Raw genomic sequence first — 17,631 nt, 5'->3', positions numbered from 1 at the left:
TAAAATGCCATTAAAAGCGGGCAAGACCAACTGTCATTTATTCATGGCATGCCAGATCCCTGGCACTGCCTTTTCTCCGATAATTGACAGTTCTGCATTCCCCCTTATGGCATTATAAATATCTTGCATAAATCATCAGCATGGAAACGAGGACAACCAGGATCGTGGCAGGTGCCATTGCCTTGCAGTATTTTCCCCATTTGATCATATGACCGCTCTTGGCTGCTGTTGCGATACCGACTACGTTTGCAGAAGCTCCAATTGGGGTTGCACTTCCGCCGATGTCAGTACCCATTGCAAGAGCCCATGCCAGAATGGAAATATCAATTCCCTGTGCGGCTGCCAGACTGTCAATAACCGGGATCATGGTAGCTGCAAACGGGATATTATCAATAAATGCACTTGCGATAGCAGATACCCAGATAATAATGGCGATCATTACCTTCAGGTTGCCGCCGCTGACCTTACCAATGAATCCGGCCAGGATGGTAAGGATTCCAGTCTGCTCCAGACCACCAACAACTACGAAAAGTCCTACGAAAAACAGCAGTGTCTTGTAATCAACCTTTTTCAGAAGGTCCAAAGCATCTTTTCCGGAAGTGATCAGTGTCACAGCTGCGATAAATACACCGATACAGGATACGGTAAGTCCTGTCTGAGAATGTGTTACCAGAAGGACAACAGCGCAAAGGAAGATCACACAGCTGATTGTGAAGCCCTTCTTACTTACAATTGCTTCTTCCGGATCCGGCAAAGTAGACGGATCAATTTTTCCCGCATTTTCGGTAAGCTCTTTGCGGAAGATAAAGTAGAAATAGATTACAACCAGTACTAGTGCGATCACTGCGATAAGACCTGTGTTTGTCACGAAATCCGCAAAGGAAAATCCAAGTGATGTTCCAATGATAATGTTCGGCGGATCTCCGCACATGGTTGCAGATCCACCAAGGTTGGCGCAGAAAATCTCTGCAAGGATCATTGGTACCGGATTAAATTTCAGCAGCTGTGACAGTTCTACGGTAACCGCTGCAAGGAACAGGATTACGGTGATACTATCGATAAACATAGCAAGTACAAAGGACAGGAGCATAAATGTGATAAAGATCGGGATGATCTGGTATTTAACCAGTTTCGCGATCTTCATACATAACCAGCGGAAAAATCCGGAGTTCGCCATACCTTCTACCATGATCATCATACCAGCGATGAACACGATAGTTTCCCAGTTGATTCCAGCAGAAGCTTCGCTTGCTTCACCTGCTGTGTGCCAGAATCCCGGTGAAAAAATACTATGTATGTTCAGTGTTTCAATAATTGCTGAGGGGCTGTGCATACAGATTCCAAATACAAGAATCAATGTAAGGAGCGCACATCCCAGCGTAACAATATGTCTTTCCCATACTTCTGTGATGATCAGAATGAACATCGCCAGGAAAATTACTACTGCAAAAATCTGTGCTATCATTTCTTTCCTCCATGACTGTCAAACCATGCCATCCAGATACCGACAGCAATGGCTGCAACAATCATTACTCCTATAAAAATATTAAGTAACATATAGTGCAATACCTCCAATCATATACGTTTGTTTACATGGAAAATAATTGCTCTCCACTGCAATGCTTTACTCATAATGAAAACAATTGCAGCAATCAGCAATATGAAACAATGGTATATGATCTTCAGTGCTTCTGTCCGTCCTGATGATGGATGTAACAGATGATAAACCGTCTGCCGTCAGCATCATTTCTGGTCAGCAGATGTTTCTTTGCTTTATAAAATACGGTATTCGCCAGCAGAACTGCCAGCATGATGAGCACCTGGGTTTCCACGCCTGACCTGTGGCGAAGGCGCTGGTCCGCCTCCAGCCTTACAGACACCTGCCGAAGTCCTGTCAATTCTTCTGCACTTGTCTGGGTGCTTCTGGAAAGCTCTGGTGAAATCAAAGAAGCTGAGGCCGGTTTCAGATCGTAAACATGCATAATGCTCTTCGCTTCCATGCCTGCAAAAAGCACACACAAAACCGCAACTGCCACACTGAAAAACAGGCAGACAAACCGGTTCGCACATTCGTTTTTTTTCACTTGGCCTCACCTCGATACCTAAAAAATTCGTTTTTATAATAGCAGATTTTATAAGGTTTTTCAACTGTTTTTGCAGAGGGCTGCAGGTCACCCTTTTCCATAATTATGTGCTGTTCTATATATTGGACACTTCTTTTTTTACAGGCAAAAATCGGACTGAAATGTATCTTTTCCAATGCATTTCAATCCGATTTATAATCACTCTCTTAATAAAATCCTGTTTAATTTTTACAGATTATTCAGCGTCTGTCTCCTCAGCTGCCTCGTCTGCTGTGTCAGCTTCTGCATCTGCGCTCTCGTCAGCATCTGCTGCTTCTGTGTCCTCAGCCTCTGCGTCATCGCTATCCTCGGATGGGATAACGGCTCCGTCATATTTCTCGTTGATGAAGTCTTTGATCTCGTCAGATTTTAATACATCTACAAGAGCTTTGATCTTGTCGCTGTTCTCGTTTCCTTCTTTTACTGCGATTACGTTTACATATGTTTTGGCAGCTTCGGAATCAGAGGTCTCATATGCAAGTGCATCTTTGGATACAGAATAACCAGCCTGAAGTGCATAGTTTCCGTTAAGGACAATGTAAGAAGTCTCTTCTGCAACACGTGCTACCTGCTCAGCTGCAAGCTCAACGATTTCTACGTTGTATGGGTTCTCCTCAATATCGTTTACAGTTGCCTCAAGGCCAGCACCGTCTTTCAGTTTGATAATTCCGTTGTCCTGGAGAAGAAGAAGTGCTCTTGCCTCGTTTGTGGTATCGTTCGGTACTGCGATTGTGTCGCCATCTGCGATATCATCAAGGCTGGATTTTGTTCCAGGATAAATTCCAAAGGGCTCGTAGTGGATTCCGCCTGCATTTACAAGGTGAGTTCCTTTTTCCTCGTTGAAGCTGTTCAGATATGGAATGTGCTGGAAGTAGTTTGCATCGAAATCGCCGCTCTCTACAACTTCGTTTGGCTGTACATAATCATCAAATACCGTTACCTCAAGGTCGTATCCCTCTTCCTCAAGGATCGGTTTTGCTGCTTCAAGGATCTCGGAATGTGGTGTCTCGGATGCTGCTACTGTAATGGTTTTGTCATCATCTGCTGCGAAAACAACGGATGTTCCAACGGTTCCAAGTACTAATGCTCCTGTGAGTGCTGCTGCAATTAATTTTTTCATAATAAAGTTCCTCCTCTTTTTTTAAAAATATATTTAGTTTCTACATTACAATCATTTTTTGACTTATTTTCTTTTATCCAGCTTGTTGGCGATCAACATACCAATAGTCTGGAAAATCTGTACCAGTACTACCAGAAGGATAACTGTCACCAGCATAATGTCTGTCTGCCAGCGGTTGTATCCGTAACGGACTGCAATGTCTCCAAGTCCGCCTCCTCCTACAGTTCCTGCCATTGCGGAGTAACCAAGGATAGTTCCTGTTACAATGGTAGCTCCTGAGATCAGGGATGTTCTTGCTTCTACCAGCATTACCCTAAATACGATCTGAGGTTGCTTGCTCCCATGGATCTTGCAGCCTCGATAACTCCCGGGTCTACCTCATTTAAGGAAGACTCTACCATTCGTCCGATAAAAGGGATTGCCGCAATGGTAAGGGGTACGATGGTGGCTGTGGTTCCATAGCTTTTTCCTACCAGAAATCTGGTGAATGGAATGAGCAGGATCAACAGGATCAGGAATGGGATGCTTCGGAAAATATTTGCGATCACATCCAGGATCTTATATAGTACTGCATTTGGCCGCAAGCCTTCTTTGTCGGATACTTTCAGCAGGATTCCAAGGGGCATTCCAAATACATATCCGAAGAAGGTGGAAAACAGGGTCATGTATAATGTTTCCCCTACACCTGCGATTATCATATCGGTTACTTGTTTCGTCCACATAATCAGTTCGCCTCCCCTATCTCAAGTCCACGTTCTGTAAGGAATTTCTTCATCTCCGGTACATTGGTGCTGTCACTCATGAACTGGAGGATCATTTCTCCTTTGGCTACACCGCCTACGTTTTTGGTGTTTGCCTTCAGAATGTTTACAGGTTCGTGGAAGGTTAATATAAGGTTTGCGATTACTGGTTCGAATGCGGAGTTCTCAGAGAATACGATTCGAACGATTTCGCCGTCCTGGATTTCGGACTGGGTAGCTTTTTGCTTTCTACGTCGTTTCCAGAGTCCTTGCTGATCAGTTCTTTGGCAACCTGTGATTTCGGGTGGCTGAAGATTTCTTCTACAAGGCCTTGTTCTTTTACTTCACCGTCTTTCATAATTGCCACATGAGTACAAATCTCACGGACAACTGACATCTGGTGGGTAATGATCACGATGGTGATTCCAAATTTCTGGTTGATGTCCTGCAAAAGTTCAAGTATGGAGGATGTGGTCTGGGGATCCAGGGCGCTTGTGGCTTCGTCGCAAAGTAAGATCTGCGGATCGGAGGCCAGGGCTCTGGCGATTGCCACTCTTTGTTTCTGTCCACCGGAGAGCTGTGCGGGATAGGCTTTCGCTCTGTCTGCCAGTCCTACGATTTCCAGAAGCTCCAGGGCTTTTGCTCTTGCTTCGGCTTTTTTCTTCCCCTGAATGTACAGTGGGAAGCAGACGTTTTCCAGTACGTTTTTCTGCATGAGCAGGTTGAAATGCTGGAAAATCATTCCTATTTTCTCTCGCTCTTTGCGGAGTTCTTTGGGGGAAAATTCGCTGAGGGATTTTCCGTCTATCAAAACTTTTCCTTCGGATGGTACTTCAAGAAAGTTCATACATCGTACCAGGGTACTTTTTCCTGCACCGGACATTCCGATGATTCCGTAGATATCTCCGGTTTCAATGGAGAGACTTACGTGGTTCAGGGCTTGTACGGAACCGTCTTTGGTTTCGAAGGTTTTGCTCACATCTTGGATTAATATTGAAGACATGTCTTTCCTCTTTCCTTTAAGTGGTGTTTCATCGTCGATATGGTTACTATAACACAATTGGAGTAAAAGTGTTAATTCATAAAAGTTAGGGCTAGTTATAGGGTAAAGCTATAGCTAAAGTGGACGCCAGCGGGGGAGGGATAAATCACGCTCGCCGTCGCAACGTTCTGGTGAGCTAATGACTAACTGCGACTAATGCGCTCGGGAGAACCCTCTCGCATAAGTCTCCGTAAGTCATGGATCTCACCGCCACTAAGGGCGCTCCTTAAATGGCTCGCTTAGATTTATCCCTCCCCCGCTGGCTGTGTACTGGGTGTTGGGCAGTTGAGCGCAGCGGACGTTTGGGCGGGAAGGCGCTGCGCTGTTTCCGCCCAAACTGAAAGTGGGGGGTGTAGTGGGGGGGTAGGTTCAGCTTTAGTTCCAAATGGAAGTTTATGTAAGTATGTGGATTATCGTAATGCTTTGTCTTTGTATTTGGCAATTTCTTCCAGGTACTTCTGTCCTAACTTACTGATCGTGGTGCCTTTTCTTGCAAGGTAGCCGATGGTCATGACCTCGTCGGAGTCAAGCTTTACGGCGCAGTAGTCGGAGCCGTTTAGTTCTTCGCAGATGATTCCGGAGCAGAGGGTGTAGCCGTTGAGGCCTACCATCAGGTTCAGGAGGGTGGCGCGGTCGTTGGCTTTGATAAGGCGTTTGTATTCGTAGGTGCTCAGGACTTCTTCGGCGAAGTAGAAGGAGTTGTAGGTGCCTTGCTCGAAGGAGAGGCAGGGGTACTCGCGAAGGTCTTCCAGGGTGATCAGGTCGCGGTCGGCAAGGGGATGGCCTTTCCACATGTAGACATAGATGCTGCATTCCAGAATTGGGTGGAATTCCAAATTGAACTCGTGAAAAAGTTTCTCAAGGACTTTGTGGTTAAAGTCGTTCAGGTAAAGGATGCCGATCTCGCTTTTGAAGTCTTTTACGTCGGTGATGATGTCGTAGGTGCGGGTTTCGTGGACGGCGAATTCGTATTCGTCCATTCCGAACTGCTTCACCATTTCCACGAAAGCATTTACTGCGAAGGTGTAGTGCTGCATGGAAACACTGAATTTCTTCTTGGTATGTTCCTTGGAAACGTATTTGGATTCGATCAGCTCGTACTGCTCTACCACCTGGCGGGCGTAGCCTAAGAATTCCTCGCCTTCAGGGGTTACGGAAATTCCACGGTTGGTCCTGCGAAAAAGCTCCACTCCGATTTCCTCCTCCAGTTCACGGATTGCTGAGGACAAACTGGGCTGTGATATAAAAAGATTCCGGGCAGCTTCATTCATAGAATTGGAATTCGCCACCGTAATCGCGTAACGAAGTTGTGCCAGAGTCATATGGATTCCTCTTTTCTGTATTGTTCTATTTTACAGGTATGCACCTGTGTTTTCTTATCATAATTAATTCCGACTAACAGCAAGTTTCCCTTGTATTCTTCCAGACTGCGACAGTATTCTTTCTCCTTAATTTGCTGGATTGCACCTTCTGCGTTTTTATCCCATTTTAATTCAACTACCAATGCTGGTTTATCTAAGAAGCGCTTTCTTGGAACATAAACAATATCTGCAAAGCCTTTTCCCCCTGAGAGTTCCCGGTGTACTGTGTAAAAATTACGTGCTGCATAAAGTGCAAGCGAAATGGTATAGCTAAGCGCATTTTCGTCATTATATTGGAGATGAGATGTTTCAAAGTGCGCCTGCCTAATGCCCTCTGCGACCTGCTCTTCTCTTCCCTGCCATATGGCTTGCAATGTATCTGCTGAATTTTTTAATGCTTTAGAAACTTCACCCCAATCAGACACAGCAATAGTGCTTACATATTCGGAACGAATCTCCTCATTTGGAATAAAAACTGTTTTATCTGCATAACGATACCCCAGATAGCCCAAGTGAATCAACAGTGTAAGTACATCATCCTCTGTTCTGAAAGTTGTCATATCATTTGTAAAGCTTCTGGTGTTCACTGGTACTGTTTCTCCGGCAATCATGCTTAATATATCATCCCGGAGTCCTTCAAAATTCATATCAATATAAATCTGCAATGCCTCAAAAGTCTCTGTCTGATTCCAATAATTTCCCAGTTTTCCAAGGCGCATGCAACTCACAACCGACTTCGGGCTGTATACAGATTCTACTTCTTCAAAAGAATAACCATCATACCAGTTTTTGATCTCATTAATATCCATCTGATACTTCTGGCAAAGTGCTTCTACTTCTTTTTCTGTAAAACCTACATATTCAGCCAAGGGGCCCGGATCAATCATTGAAAATTCATCGAACATATTCAGTGCACTGTGGGTTCCGTATTTCTTTATTGGCAAAATTCCCGTCATATAGGCAAGATAAATGTATTCTTTATCCTTAAGCAGATCACGCAGAAAATCAAGGTAAATCTCCTGCGCAGCCTTATCATGTTTGAACTCCCGGAAAATACAATCCCACTCGTCAATAATAACTATAAAAGGGCACTCACTTTCTGCAAAAATATCCTGCATAGTTTCCGCCAGATCATTTTCGTCATATAATTCCACATCAGGGTACTGTTTCTTCAATTCGCGGATTACTTTGCCTTCTACTCTCTCCAACAATTCCTTCACATTTGAACTTCTGCTCAAAAATTCCTGCATGTTCAGAAAAATGGTATCGTATTTATTCAAATGTTCCTCAAAGCTTTCATCCTTGGCAATTTCCAAACCGGAAAAGAGTTCTCTGGAATCACAGCCCTTACTGTAATAAGCCGTAAGCATATCTGCTGCCATAGACTTTCCAAAACGCCTTGGTCTGCTGACACATACACAGGACTGCAGCGTATCGACAATACTATTTGTATATTTTATTAATCCTGTTTTATCCACGTAAATATCCGAATTCACCGCTCTTTTGAATTTATTATTCCCCGGATTCAGGTAGATTCCCATAAGACAGCCGTCCTTTCTGCGATTTTGCGTTACCAATAAACAATAACAATTTTCTTCTATATTAACACAGCACTGCGATTTATTCCACTGAGGATTTTTGCCAGTCTTTAATACGAAAAAAAGGGTGTATGACTAAAAAAGCCAAACACCACATTTCTATAGCCCGAGAATGGTACACAGCCTGACACCTTTTTGAAAAAAACTTTCAGCCGCATCCCTCCTCTTATTCTGTATAACTATTCCCATTCTCATCCGTCCAGGTTCCGTCGCCGTTGTCAATATAACCAGTACCATTATCATCCATATAGTAATAATCTCCATTAGTTGTTTCTGTAACTGTCACACCGTTTCCATTGGCATCTTGTAATACATGCTGCTCTAACTCGGCACCAAAATAATGGGTACTGTCATTTAAGGACTGGTAGGTCTTTCCATTTTCATCTGTAAAATAAACATCGTCATCGGTGCTGTATTCCATACCGTCAGCATCTACATATTCGCAGTCATAATTTTTGTAAATTGTTCTTTCTACAGAAACTGTATTTCCATCACTATCATACAGGGTGATTGTTGTGGTGGAAAGAATATCGGATGTAGCATCTGTTGTGGCAGTTGTGGTATTACTTGTCGTACCAGCTGTGGCATTACCTGCTGTACTGGCTGTAGTATTACCTGCTGTGCTATTTGCGGTATTACCTGCTGCACCACTTGCAGTATTACCTGCCGTACCAATGGAACTTACAGTATTTGATCCCTTCGTGGATGAAGAAGCCTTTTTATTTGAAGATACTATATTTGCAGCAGAATCAGAGGCAGAATTTCCGGTATTTTCTAAAGTTCCAGCTGAACAACCACTTAATGTCACCGCCGCCATAAGTGCTATCATTTTAACCAGTTTCATTTTCATAGTAAAATCCCCTTTCATTTTCTACTTTTGTAGAAGTTGGTTATATACTACATCTGTAGAAATTAAATGTCAATCACTTTTTCTACAATCGTAGAATTATTTAGGTTTTACTTCTGATATTCTTAATTCCAGATTACGCCCCAAAATCATTCCCACAATTTGCATGCCCCCATTATGAAACCCTCATCCAGGCAAAAACAGGAAGGATGCAACTCGCCAAGAATTGCATCCTTCCTGTTTTAAAACTATTTGTTTTACAACTATTTCTTTTACAACAAGCCTTTTATATTTCATATTCGGCAAAAAAATTTTATCACAACCAAGAATATTACTCAAACTCTTCCTCGGATTCCTCACTGCTCTCCCCGCCCATCCGCACACGGATTCCGTTGATCTCTACGTCTTCCATAGGAATCACCAGACACTTGCGGCCGTCAATGATCCTGGTCTCCACCAGTTCCACTTTATCTGGTTCAACATGGATCACTACATCCGGAGTTTTGATCTCGAATTTACGGGTATTGGTAATATTAGAGGCTACCATGGTGGCTTTTTCACCGGCTACAGCCTCATACTGGTTATCAAAAGTTTCCAGTTTCTCGTCTTCTACACCGCAGTCCTCAAAGAGACGTTTCACCTCAGACTGAGTGAGCACAACCGGGTCTGGGGAATCTTTCTGTGCTTCAATGATCTCGTTCAATTTCTCATGGATTCCAATAACGGTGTCATACTGGCAGTCGTCACCAAGGGTTTCCTCCACCAGCATGTTGAAAGAATCACGCTGTCCGCCTGCGGAAAGCGGTGCTGTACATCCAAACACTTCGTCCACGAAAATGTCATGAAGCTGCTCTGCATTCTTAGAATAGTAGAGCATGCCGTGGATGTCTGTGCTTCTGTCATTAAATAACGGGAAAAGGAAGCCGTTCTCTGGCATTTCCACGATCCAGTCACGGATACGGTCCTGGATCAGATTTGCCTCCGCATTGTAGCAAAGACCTGCCTTAGACAGCTTCACTGGACAGATACTGCAAAGAAGGTGCTCATAAATCTCTTCAGAAGCATCATCCATATCGATTCCATCTGAAGTTCTTCCCGGGATATCGTACACAGCGTGTACCAGGATTATGTAGTAATTTTCCGGATAATCGTAATTTTCAATAATTTTGTCATAAAAGCTCTCAATTAAAGCGTCATCCTTCAGTTTGCTGGCACGGAGCTTCATGAGAAATTCGTGTTTGCCGCCCTCTTTTTCCTCTGCCAGTGGGAATTCCATATTCATCAGGTTCTTTCCAAGAGTACCAGAAAGGGTTTTCTTGAATATTTCAAAATATTTGAACATTTCTTCCTCCGAAAGGGAAAGGAATGCTTCTTTCAGTTCTGTTTTTTTATTCTTTTCAGCATCCACATAGCATCCACAAATTCTGGTAATGTTGCAGTTGGCTGGTGTCAGCTGTTTCTTGATTTCAGAAATTTCTTTTTTGTTCATTTATATATGTCCTCCAGTATTCCAGAAAATATGTTTTCAAAACCGATATCCCATCTCTGATATGAATTTGAGTCTGTTGCCTTGCTCTCCATTCATAAAGATTCTCTGAAAGTATTATCAGCTCTATGATTTCAGCTTTTTTATTTTAGCTTAACACTCCAGAAAATTTCAAGACTTACTTACAGAAACAATAAATCATGATTAATGGTCGTATAAAATAACTCCTTAAACTTCTCCATATCCCGTGTCTGTCCCAGCGCCCACATCATTTTCGTCACAGACGCCTCCAGCGTCATATCATAAGACTCCAGCACCGGGAACCGTTCCTTGATGACTTTTCCAACCTGGTAAACTTCCATGTCACTTCCCTCATGGGTAACCTGGGTCGCCATACACACAGGCTTGCCAGCTTCAATCCAATGCGCGATCGCATCTATAAAATTATCATTTTCGTAATGAGGCAGACCGCCTACACCGAAGGATTCAATGATCAGTCCGGAATAAGATGGAAAAAGAGCATCCAATACTTTCCCGTCAATCCCTGGAATCAGTTTGAGCAGAAAAATCTTCTGATTCATCTCATGATAAAACACCAGTGGCTTGGTGGACTGGTCTTTGTCATCAATATAAAAAATGATCTTCTGATCGTGAATGGATGCAATATCCGGATAATTAATGCTGGAAAAGGCATTGTAGCTTTTGGAAAATTCCTTCTTTGCTCTGGTTCCTGCGATCACTTTTCCCCCAAACACAATGGAAATTCCATGAGCGCGGTCGTGAGAGGCAAAGCGGAGACTGTCCAGAAGATTGGAACGTGCATCTGTAATTGCCAGGTCAATAGGTTTCTGTGCACCGGTAATCACGATAGGTCTGCGGTTATTCTGGATCAGATAAGACAAAGCAGCAGCCGTATATGCCATAGTGTCCGTTCCATGGCAAAGCACAAAGCCATCATAAAATTCATATTTGGATTCGATCAGTCTGGCCAGCTTCAGCCAATGGTCTGCGCACACATTGGTACTGTCCAGGGCAAAAGGCTGAACGGTATCAATGGTGCAGAATTCCCGGGCTTCAGGAATATATTCCAACAGCTCATCTGCAGAAATCTGCGGTGCCAGCCCCTCTGCTGTATATTTGGAAGCAATGGTCCCCCCGGTTGCAATAAGAAGTATCTTTTTCATGTTGTCCCCCTGTGTAATTGTTATCCACATGTTCAATCTGCTGTACCTGCATTTTCTCAAACCTTACTTTGTAGCGAAAAGCTTTTTTTCATAAGTATTTTACTTTGTATAGACAAAGGGCCCGCCCGAATCACCCCAGGCAGGCTCTTTTATCATTTTCTCCACTTTATATAATCTCAATTCTTTCAGAAAACATTTTGCAATACATACGATATAACAAGTTTCGGTCTTTATCTCACTTTTAGTTCTCCTCAGTTGTCTCTTCTGCAGTATCCTCTGCGTTCTCCTCAGAATCAGCGCTCTCGCTGCTGTCCTCGGCCTTGCTGTCTGCACTGTTCGCTTCTGCAGTCTCGTCTGTACTGTCAGCGCTGTCTGTAGTATCAGCTTCCTCTGCGCTGTCGCTCTTTGCAGCATCTGTCTCAGCAGTATCAGCATCATCGCTCTCATCTGCTGCCTCGACATCCTCAGAAGCAGTATCCTCAGTAGCATCTGTTGTATCTGCTGCTGCATCTTCACTTGTATCCGCTGTAGTCTCTTTAATTGTGAAACTGTGCTCATCTGTAATTGTCAAAGTAGAAAGCACCTTATCATTTACATTAATATCAGCATCATCCAGCCATTTCTGAGTTGTCTCGGAATAGTATTCGCTGCGCTTGGTGTTCTCAAGGGACTCTTTCTTGGAAGCGGTTGCATCCTCGTCATTTACTTTGTCCATCCGAAGCACGTATACGCTGCTATCAGTCTCAACCAGCTCGCCGTAAACTTCGCCGTCCTTCAGAGTTCTCAGCGCTTCTACAACAGCGTCATCATAAGAATTGGAAATATCCTCATCATCACTGTCATTTGTGAAAATAGTTCCGGTCAGTCCGCTGTAAGTATCATCAACAGCCTTGGCTGTCTCGCCCATGTCTGCTGTCGGATCCTCTTTCATCTTATCCAGGATCTCCTGTGCCTGCTCCTTGCGGGTAGCAATATCATCATCGGTAAGGTCATCTCCACTGATGGAAATACTTACATAGCTGAAAGAAGACTGCTGTGCCTCCTCATCCGTTATGTTAACCTCAGCCTCATTGCGGATCGGATCGTAAATTCTCTGACGATAAGTCTCAAGCTCCAGAAGAGTCTTAACCTGGTCTTCGGAAACAGCAAGCTCCTTCAGAGTGTCCTCGTCATTGTCCTGCATAAACTGTGCTGCTGCATCTGCAATAGCAGTCTCATCATCAGAAGTAACCTCAACACCGTAATCAGCTGCCTTCTCCTTCATGATGTACATCAGCTCAACCTGCTCCAGGAACTGTCCTACAGCCTGCTCACCGTATGTAGTACCAGCATCCTCATCTACTACCTGGCTCCAGATATTTCCTGCACTTCCCATAAAGCTCTTATACATAGCAACCGTCTGTGCCTGTGACTCACGTGCATACAGACTTACAACACCCATAGGAATGTCTGTGCCATCTACAGTTGCAACAGTCTTCTCTCCATCTATAGACTTACTTCCACATCCGGAAAGCATTCCAATTGCCATTACGCCACTTAATGCCACTACGGTTGTGTTCTTCACGATTTTCTTCATATTGATCACCAATTACCCTTTCACTGATGTGCCGCTTAGTCACCACGCACAGCCAGCATGATTTCCCAATGCGGACACGCTAATAAGAGTATAAAACTTTTTTCCCATGAGGGCAAGTAGAAAGGGGAAAATCTGATAGAATTCACACAATTTTCGCGAATTTCCATCGGATCTTCCCCACCCAGAGACTACTTTAAATCAAAATATCCGAAAGCATTCAACAGCCCAGCCGTCTACTACTTTTCGCTCTTTCCTTCCTCTTCCACCAATTCCATCAGTTCCTTTGCAAACACCGTCAGCGCCTGCACAATATCCCCCACTGGTGCAAACAGGAACTTCGGCTCTTTATCCGGTTTAAACTGCAGCTGTCTGCGGTACTTGGCAACCAACGGCGGAATTCCTTCCGGGTTCAGATGTGCATTTTCGTAAAGGGTGATCCTGATCTCACGCTGCATCTGCTTGATTTCCGTAATGTAGCCCTGATGTGCCAGTGCTTTCAGTCTTGCAATAGCCAGCAGATTCAGCACTGCTTTCGGCGGCTCCCCAAACCGGTCGATCAGTTCTTCCAGCATATCATCATACTCCTGCTGGGACTCAATCCCTGCAATGCGCTTATAAATATCCAGCTTCTGGAATTCATTGCTGATGTAGGTATCCGGAATAAAAGCATCCATATTCAGATCAATGGTAGTCTCGAAGTCTTCCATAGTATGAATACCCTTTGCCTCTTTGACCGCCTCGCTAAGCATTTTACAGTAAAGATCATAGCCCACTGCGTTCATATGCCCATGCTGCTGTGCTCCCAGCAGATTTCCAGCCCCCCGAAGCTCCAGGTCACGCATGGCGATCTTGAATCCACTTCCCAGATCTGTAAACTCACGGATAGCAGAAAGTCGTTTTTCCGCCACCTCCCGAAGCATGGTGTTCCTTCGGTACATCAGAAACGCATACGCCGTCCTGTTGGAACGTCCGATCCTGCCTCGCAGCTGATAAAGCTGGGAAAGTCCGTACTTGTCAGAATCATGGATGATCATGGTATTTACATTGGAAATATCCAGTCCTGTCTCGATAATAGTAGTGGAAACCAGCACATCAATGTCCCCATTGATAAAATCGTACATAACCCGTTCCAGTTCTCTCTCGCTCATCTGTCCATGGGCAAAATCCACCCTTGCGTCCGGCACCAGTTTGGAAATCCGCAGGGCAACCTCATCAATATCTGTAACCCGGTTATAAACATAATAAACCTGGCCGCCTCTTCGCAGCTCTCTTCCGATAGCTTCTCTGACAGTCTCCTCATCATACTCCATTACATAAGTCTGGATCGGCATACGATCCATAGGCGGCTCCTCCAGCACACTCATGTCACGGATTCCGATCATACTCATATGAAGGGTTCGTGGAATGGGAGTCGCAGTCAGAGTCAGAACATCAATATCCTTTTTCAGCTGCTTGATTTTCTCCTTATGGGTAACACCGAAACGCTGTTCCTCGTCAACGATCAGAAGCCCCAGATTCTTATACTCCACATCCTTAGAAAGAACTCTGTGAGTACCGATCACAACGTCTACCTGTCCTTTTTTCAGATCCTGCAAAGTCTTTTTCTGCTGGGCAGGTGTACGAAATCGGCAAAGCAGATCCACGCGCACCGGAAACTCCTTCATTCTCTGGACAAAGGTGTTGTACACCTGCTGCGCCAGAATGGTAGTTGGGGCAAGGTAAACAACCTGCCGGCTCTCCTGCACCTCTTTAAACGCTGCGCGAAGAGCAACCTCCGTCTTACCATATCCAACATCTCCGCACACCAGACGATCCATGATCTTGGTGCTCTCCATATCCCGCTTGGTATCCTCAATGGCGTTCAGCTGATCCTCTGTCTCCTCATATGGGAACATTTCCTCAAATTCCTTTTGCCACACTGTATCCGGGCCACACACATACCCCTCTTTTTCCTGACGCACAGCGTAAAGCTCCACCAGCTCTTTGGCGATATTTTTGACAGCGCCCTTTACCTTGGACTTCGTGCGATTCCACTCCTGGGTTCCCAGCTTGTTCAGCTTCGGTGCCCTGGCTGTATCTGCGCCGGAATATTTCTGCAGCGCATCCAGCTGCGTCGCCAGAATATACAGATTGCTTCCGTCACGGTATTCAATCTTGATATAGTCTTTTAAGACCTTATCTACTTCAACTTTTTCAATTCCACGGTAAATTCCCAGTCCATGCTTTTCATGGACCACATAATCCCCGATAGACAGCTCTGCAAAATCCTGGATCCGCTTGCCGTTGTAGACTTTTTTCTTTTTCTTTTTTTTCTGCTCCTGACCGAAAATATCGGACTCTGTGATCACCGCAAATTTGATCAGTGGATACTCAAAGCCTTTCCGGGCGTGTCCATAGAGGACCATAATTTCCCCTGGATTGATCACACGGTCATAATCTGAACCGTAAAAAGCATTCAGCTCATGCTCCTGCAAATCCTTCGCCAGACGCTCCGCCCTTGTCCTGGAACCGGAAAGCAAGGCAATCTGGTAGCCTTTTTTCTTATACTTTTTCAGATCCTCCACCAGAAGCTCAAAGCTGCTGTTATAAGAAGTTACACTCTGCACCGTCAGATTGTATTTCTCCGAGGCAAAATTCCACTCCACGCCTCTTGGCTCCAATGCCGACAACGACACTGCACGAAGTTTATTCAGTTCTTTCTGAACCTTGGAAAATTCACAAAGCCACTGAACCGGAAGGTTCTTTTCCCCTTTTTCTTCGCGATGTGTGCGGCTGGCGGCATACTCTTCCTCCACGCCCAGTCCGTTTTCCAGAATACGGTTGGGTTCATCCAGAAACAGAAGCATTTTTTCTTTGGGAAAATAATCCACAAAAGATACCATCTTTTTGCCATCATTCCACTCCACAGCCGGATAAATGGCAATCTCATCCAGATTTTCAAGAGAGCGCTGGCTCTCTGCGTCAAAGCTTCGGATAGAATCCACTTCATCTCCCCATAGCTCAATTCTCCATGGATTCTCTTCTGTAAGGGAATAAATATCTACTATACCACCGCGCACAGAAAACTGTCCCGGCATTTCCACCTGTCCTACGCGTTCATATCCAAGCTGCACAAGGGTATTTTTCAGTACATCCATGTTGATCACGCTGTCAGAATAGAAATGAAGCACCTTTTTCCCGATTTCTTCCAGGGGCATCAGATAGTCCATACAGCCGTCAATGCTGGTAACCACAGTCAGTTCCTTCTGCTCCAGAAGTGCCTTTACCACACACATTCTCTGGCGGATCAACAGATTTCCCTGAATATCTGCCTGGAAAAAGAGAAGATCCTTCGCCGGGTAAAACATGGTATTTTTGTCATAAAAGCGCAAGTCCTCGAAGATTTCCTTAGCCTGGCGCTCATCTCCTGCGATCACAAGGCGCATAGGTGTTTTGCCGGAAAGCCCATGGATCAGATGTGCCTTCTGGGATTCCAGGCAGCCTGTGATCTGCACAATGCCCTGATTTTTCTCAAGGCTTTTCTCTATTTCTTCAAATTCTGCCATCCCCTTCAGGGGCTGGGTAAATGAAAGCATGGCTTTCCTCCTTTTCTCAAAAGCCGCACCTCAGAGCCCACCCAAAACATGAAACCATTCCTGCAAGCTATCTGCACGTCATAATTTTCACAAAGCTTTTTGGGGACGCTCCAGGGGCAAAAGAAGCCCAGCTTGTTGCTGGACTTCCTTTGTTACTCAGTAACCCTCTTTCGGTTGTATTCATTCATCGCCGCATCCGGACCATCTGTTATGATTTTTTCTACAGCGTCTGCTGCAAACTCAATTGCTTCATCCACGAGCTTGCGGTCCCCGGATGAAAAACGGCCAAGCACATGGTCTGCCAGATCCCATCCTTTTGGTTTGGCTCCTACACCAATTTTTACACGCATGAATTTCTGTGTGCCAAGTCTGCCAATAATGTCCTTCAGACCATTATGGCCGCCTGCACTGCCCTGCTTCCGGATACGAAGCTGTCCCGGCTCCAGATCAATATCGTCCTGAATAATGATCAGCTCACTCTCCGGATCGATTTTGAAATAAGCAGCCATCTCCTGTACCGGACCACCGCTTAAATTCATAAAGGACAAAGGTTTCATAAAGATTACCTTCTCTCCTCCGATGAATCCGGAACCGTACATAGCATTAAATTTTACGCCGCCCTGCGGAATCTTATGACGTTCCACAAGCACATCGATCGTATCAAAACCCATATTGTGGCGGGTCGCCTCATACTGCTTCCCGGGGTTTCCCAGTCCAACAACTAAATACATAATCTTATTTTCCTTATTCTACTACGAAAGTCCTCCACAGCAATTCCAAAGCTCTGGTCAGCCACAGCCCCGTAATCACTGCCGCAACCTGCTTAGCCAATAGCATAAAACAGATGACTTTCATTTATTATCGAATGATATGAGTGTCAAAAGGTCTTTTGACACTCATTTGATACCCGGATTGCTACGCAGCTACGCTGCTCCCGCAATCCTCCAAATATTCGAAATCCGCTGATTTACTGCGTAAA

Annotated in this window: 13 protein-coding genes and 1 pseudogene; all 14 read right to left on the bottom strand. The window is 44.6% G+C overall.

The genetic code is table 11. The features are described from left to right. Window positions 1-112: 112 nt before the first annotated feature. Complete coding sequence (locus DW904_RS19275) at window positions 113-1,465, bottom strand: SLC13 family permease (RefSeq protein WP_118583720.1); 1,353 nt, start codon at window positions 1,463-1,465, stop codon at window positions 113-115. Between the two features lie 217 nt (window positions 1,466-1,682). Next, on the bottom strand, window positions 1,683-2,084 hold the full coding sequence (locus tag DW904_RS19270; RefSeq protein ID WP_118583718.1) for a hypothetical protein: 402 nt from the start codon (window positions 2,082-2,084) through the stop codon (window positions 1,683-1,685). Window positions 2,085-2,319: 235 nt separating this feature from the next. Beyond that, window positions 2,320-3,243: a MetQ/NlpA family ABC transporter substrate-binding protein gene (locus DW904_RS19260; protein WP_118583714.1), complete on the bottom strand. Its 924-nt coding sequence runs from the start codon at window positions 3,241-3,243 to the stop codon at window positions 2,320-2,322. Between the two features lie 63 nt (window positions 3,244-3,306). Next, window positions 3,307-3,869: pseudogene (locus tag DW904_RS19255) on the bottom strand (ABC transporter permease subunit). A gap of 98 nt (window positions 3,870-3,967) precedes the next feature. Next, window positions 3,968-4,135, bottom strand: coding sequence for an NIL domain-containing protein (locus tag DW904_RS26000; protein WP_347562213.1), 168 nt, complete (start codon window positions 4,133-4,135; stop codon window positions 3,968-3,970). Between the two features lie 11 nt (window positions 4,136-4,146). Further along, window positions 4,147-4,986: an ATP-binding cassette domain-containing protein gene (locus tag DW904_RS19250; RefSeq protein WP_347562212.1), complete on the bottom strand. Its 840-nt coding sequence runs from the start codon at window positions 4,984-4,986 to the stop codon at window positions 4,147-4,149. Between the two features lie 449 nt (window positions 4,987-5,435). After that, window positions 5,436-6,347, bottom strand: a complete 912-nt coding sequence (locus DW904_RS19245) for a LysR family transcriptional regulator (protein WP_118583712.1) — start codon at window positions 6,345-6,347, stop codon at window positions 5,436-5,438. Continuing rightward, window positions 6,344-7,927 (bottom strand): AAA family ATPase, encoded by a 1,584-nt coding sequence (locus DW904_RS19240; protein WP_118583710.1) that lies wholly within the window; start codon window positions 7,925-7,927, stop codon window positions 6,344-6,346. The genes DW904_RS19245 and DW904_RS19240 overlap by 4 nt, the downstream gene beginning before the upstream one ends. Before the next feature lie 223 nt (window positions 7,928-8,150). Further along, window positions 8,151-8,834, bottom strand: a complete 684-nt coding sequence (locus DW904_RS19235; protein ID WP_118583708.1) for a hypothetical protein — start codon at window positions 8,832-8,834, stop codon at window positions 8,151-8,153. A 328-nt stretch (window positions 8,835-9,162) separates the two neighbouring features. Then, complete coding sequence (locus DW904_RS19230; RefSeq protein WP_118583706.1) at window positions 9,163-10,320, bottom strand: DUF4317 domain-containing protein; 1,158 nt, start codon at window positions 10,318-10,320, stop codon at window positions 9,163-9,165. 179 nt (window positions 10,321-10,499) lie between these two features. Next, window positions 10,500-11,501, bottom strand: a complete 1,002-nt coding sequence (locus tag DW904_RS19225; RefSeq protein WP_118583704.1) for an asparaginase — start codon at window positions 11,499-11,501, stop codon at window positions 10,500-10,502. 241 nt (window positions 11,502-11,742) lie between these two features. After that, the gene (locus DW904_RS19220) at window positions 11,743-13,077 is read right to left on the bottom strand and encodes an FKBP-type peptidylprolyl isomerase (RefSeq protein WP_202187780.1); all 1,335 of its coding nucleotides are present in this window, start codon (window positions 13,075-13,077) and stop codon (window positions 11,743-11,745) included. A 236-nt stretch (window positions 13,078-13,313) separates the two neighbouring features. After that, a complete protein-coding gene (gene mfd, locus DW904_RS19215) occupies window positions 13,314-16,652 on the bottom strand; it encodes a transcription-repair coupling factor (protein ID WP_118583702.1) in 3,339 nt (1,112 codons plus the stop codon). A gap of 152 nt (window positions 16,653-16,804) precedes the next feature. After that, window positions 16,805-17,383: an aminoacyl-tRNA hydrolase gene (gene pth / locus DW904_RS19210; protein ID WP_118583700.1), complete on the bottom strand. Its 579-nt coding sequence runs from the start codon at window positions 17,381-17,383 to the stop codon at window positions 16,805-16,807. Window positions 17,384-17,631: the final 248 nt, after the last annotated feature.

Source organism: Ruminococcus sp. AM42-11 (genome assembly GCF_003480145.1).
Classification (GTDB): domain Bacteria; phylum Bacillota; class Clostridia; order Lachnospirales; family Lachnospiraceae; genus Blautia_A; species Blautia_A faecis.
The sequence above is the reverse complement of the archived record's forward strand: the minus strand, read 5'-3'. Positions and strand labels throughout refer to the sequence as shown.

What these genes read in the sequence shown, in the direction of transcription:
- DW904_RS19275 (WP_118583720.1), bottom strand. Translation starts at nt 1,465, where the DNA reads ATGATAGCACAGATTTTTGCAGTAGTAATTTTCCTGGCGATGTTCATT.
- DW904_RS19260 (WP_118583714.1), bottom strand. Translation starts at nt 3,243, where the DNA reads ATGAAAAAATTAATTGCAGCAGCACTCACAGGAGCATTAGTACTTGGA.
- DW904_RS19250 (WP_347562212.1), bottom strand. Translation starts at nt 4,986, where the DNA reads ATGTCTTCAATATTAATCCAAGATGTGAGCAAAACCTTCGAAACCAAA.
- DW904_RS19245 (WP_118583712.1), bottom strand. Translation starts at nt 6,347, where the DNA reads ATGACTCTGGCACAACTTCGTTACGCGATTACGGTGGCGAATTCCAAT.
- DW904_RS19240 (WP_118583710.1), bottom strand. Translation starts at nt 7,927, where the DNA reads ATGGGAATCTACCTGAATCCGGGGAATAATAAATTCAAAAGAGCGGTG.
- DW904_RS19235 (WP_118583708.1), bottom strand. Translation starts at nt 8,834, where the DNA reads ATGAAAATGAAACTGGTTAAAATGATAGCACTTATGGCGGCGGTGACA.
- DW904_RS19230 (WP_118583706.1), bottom strand. Translation starts at nt 10,320, where the DNA reads ATGAACAAAAAAGAAATTTCTGAAATCAAGAAACAGCTGACACCAGCC.
- DW904_RS19225 (WP_118583704.1), bottom strand. Translation starts at nt 11,501, where the DNA reads ATGAAAAAGATACTTCTTATTGCAACCGGGGGGACCATTGCTTCCAAA.
- DW904_RS19220 (WP_202187780.1), bottom strand. Translation starts at nt 13,077, where the DNA reads ATGAAGAAAATCGTGAAGAACACAACCGTAGTGGCATTAAGTGGCGTA.
- mfd (WP_118583702.1), bottom strand. Translation starts at nt 16,652, where the DNA reads ATGCTTTCATTTACCCAGCCCCTGAAGGGGATGGCAGAATTTGAAGAA.
- pth (WP_118583700.1), bottom strand. Translation starts at nt 17,383, where the DNA reads ATGTATTTAGTTGTTGGACTGGGAAACCCCGGGAAGCAGTATGAGGCG.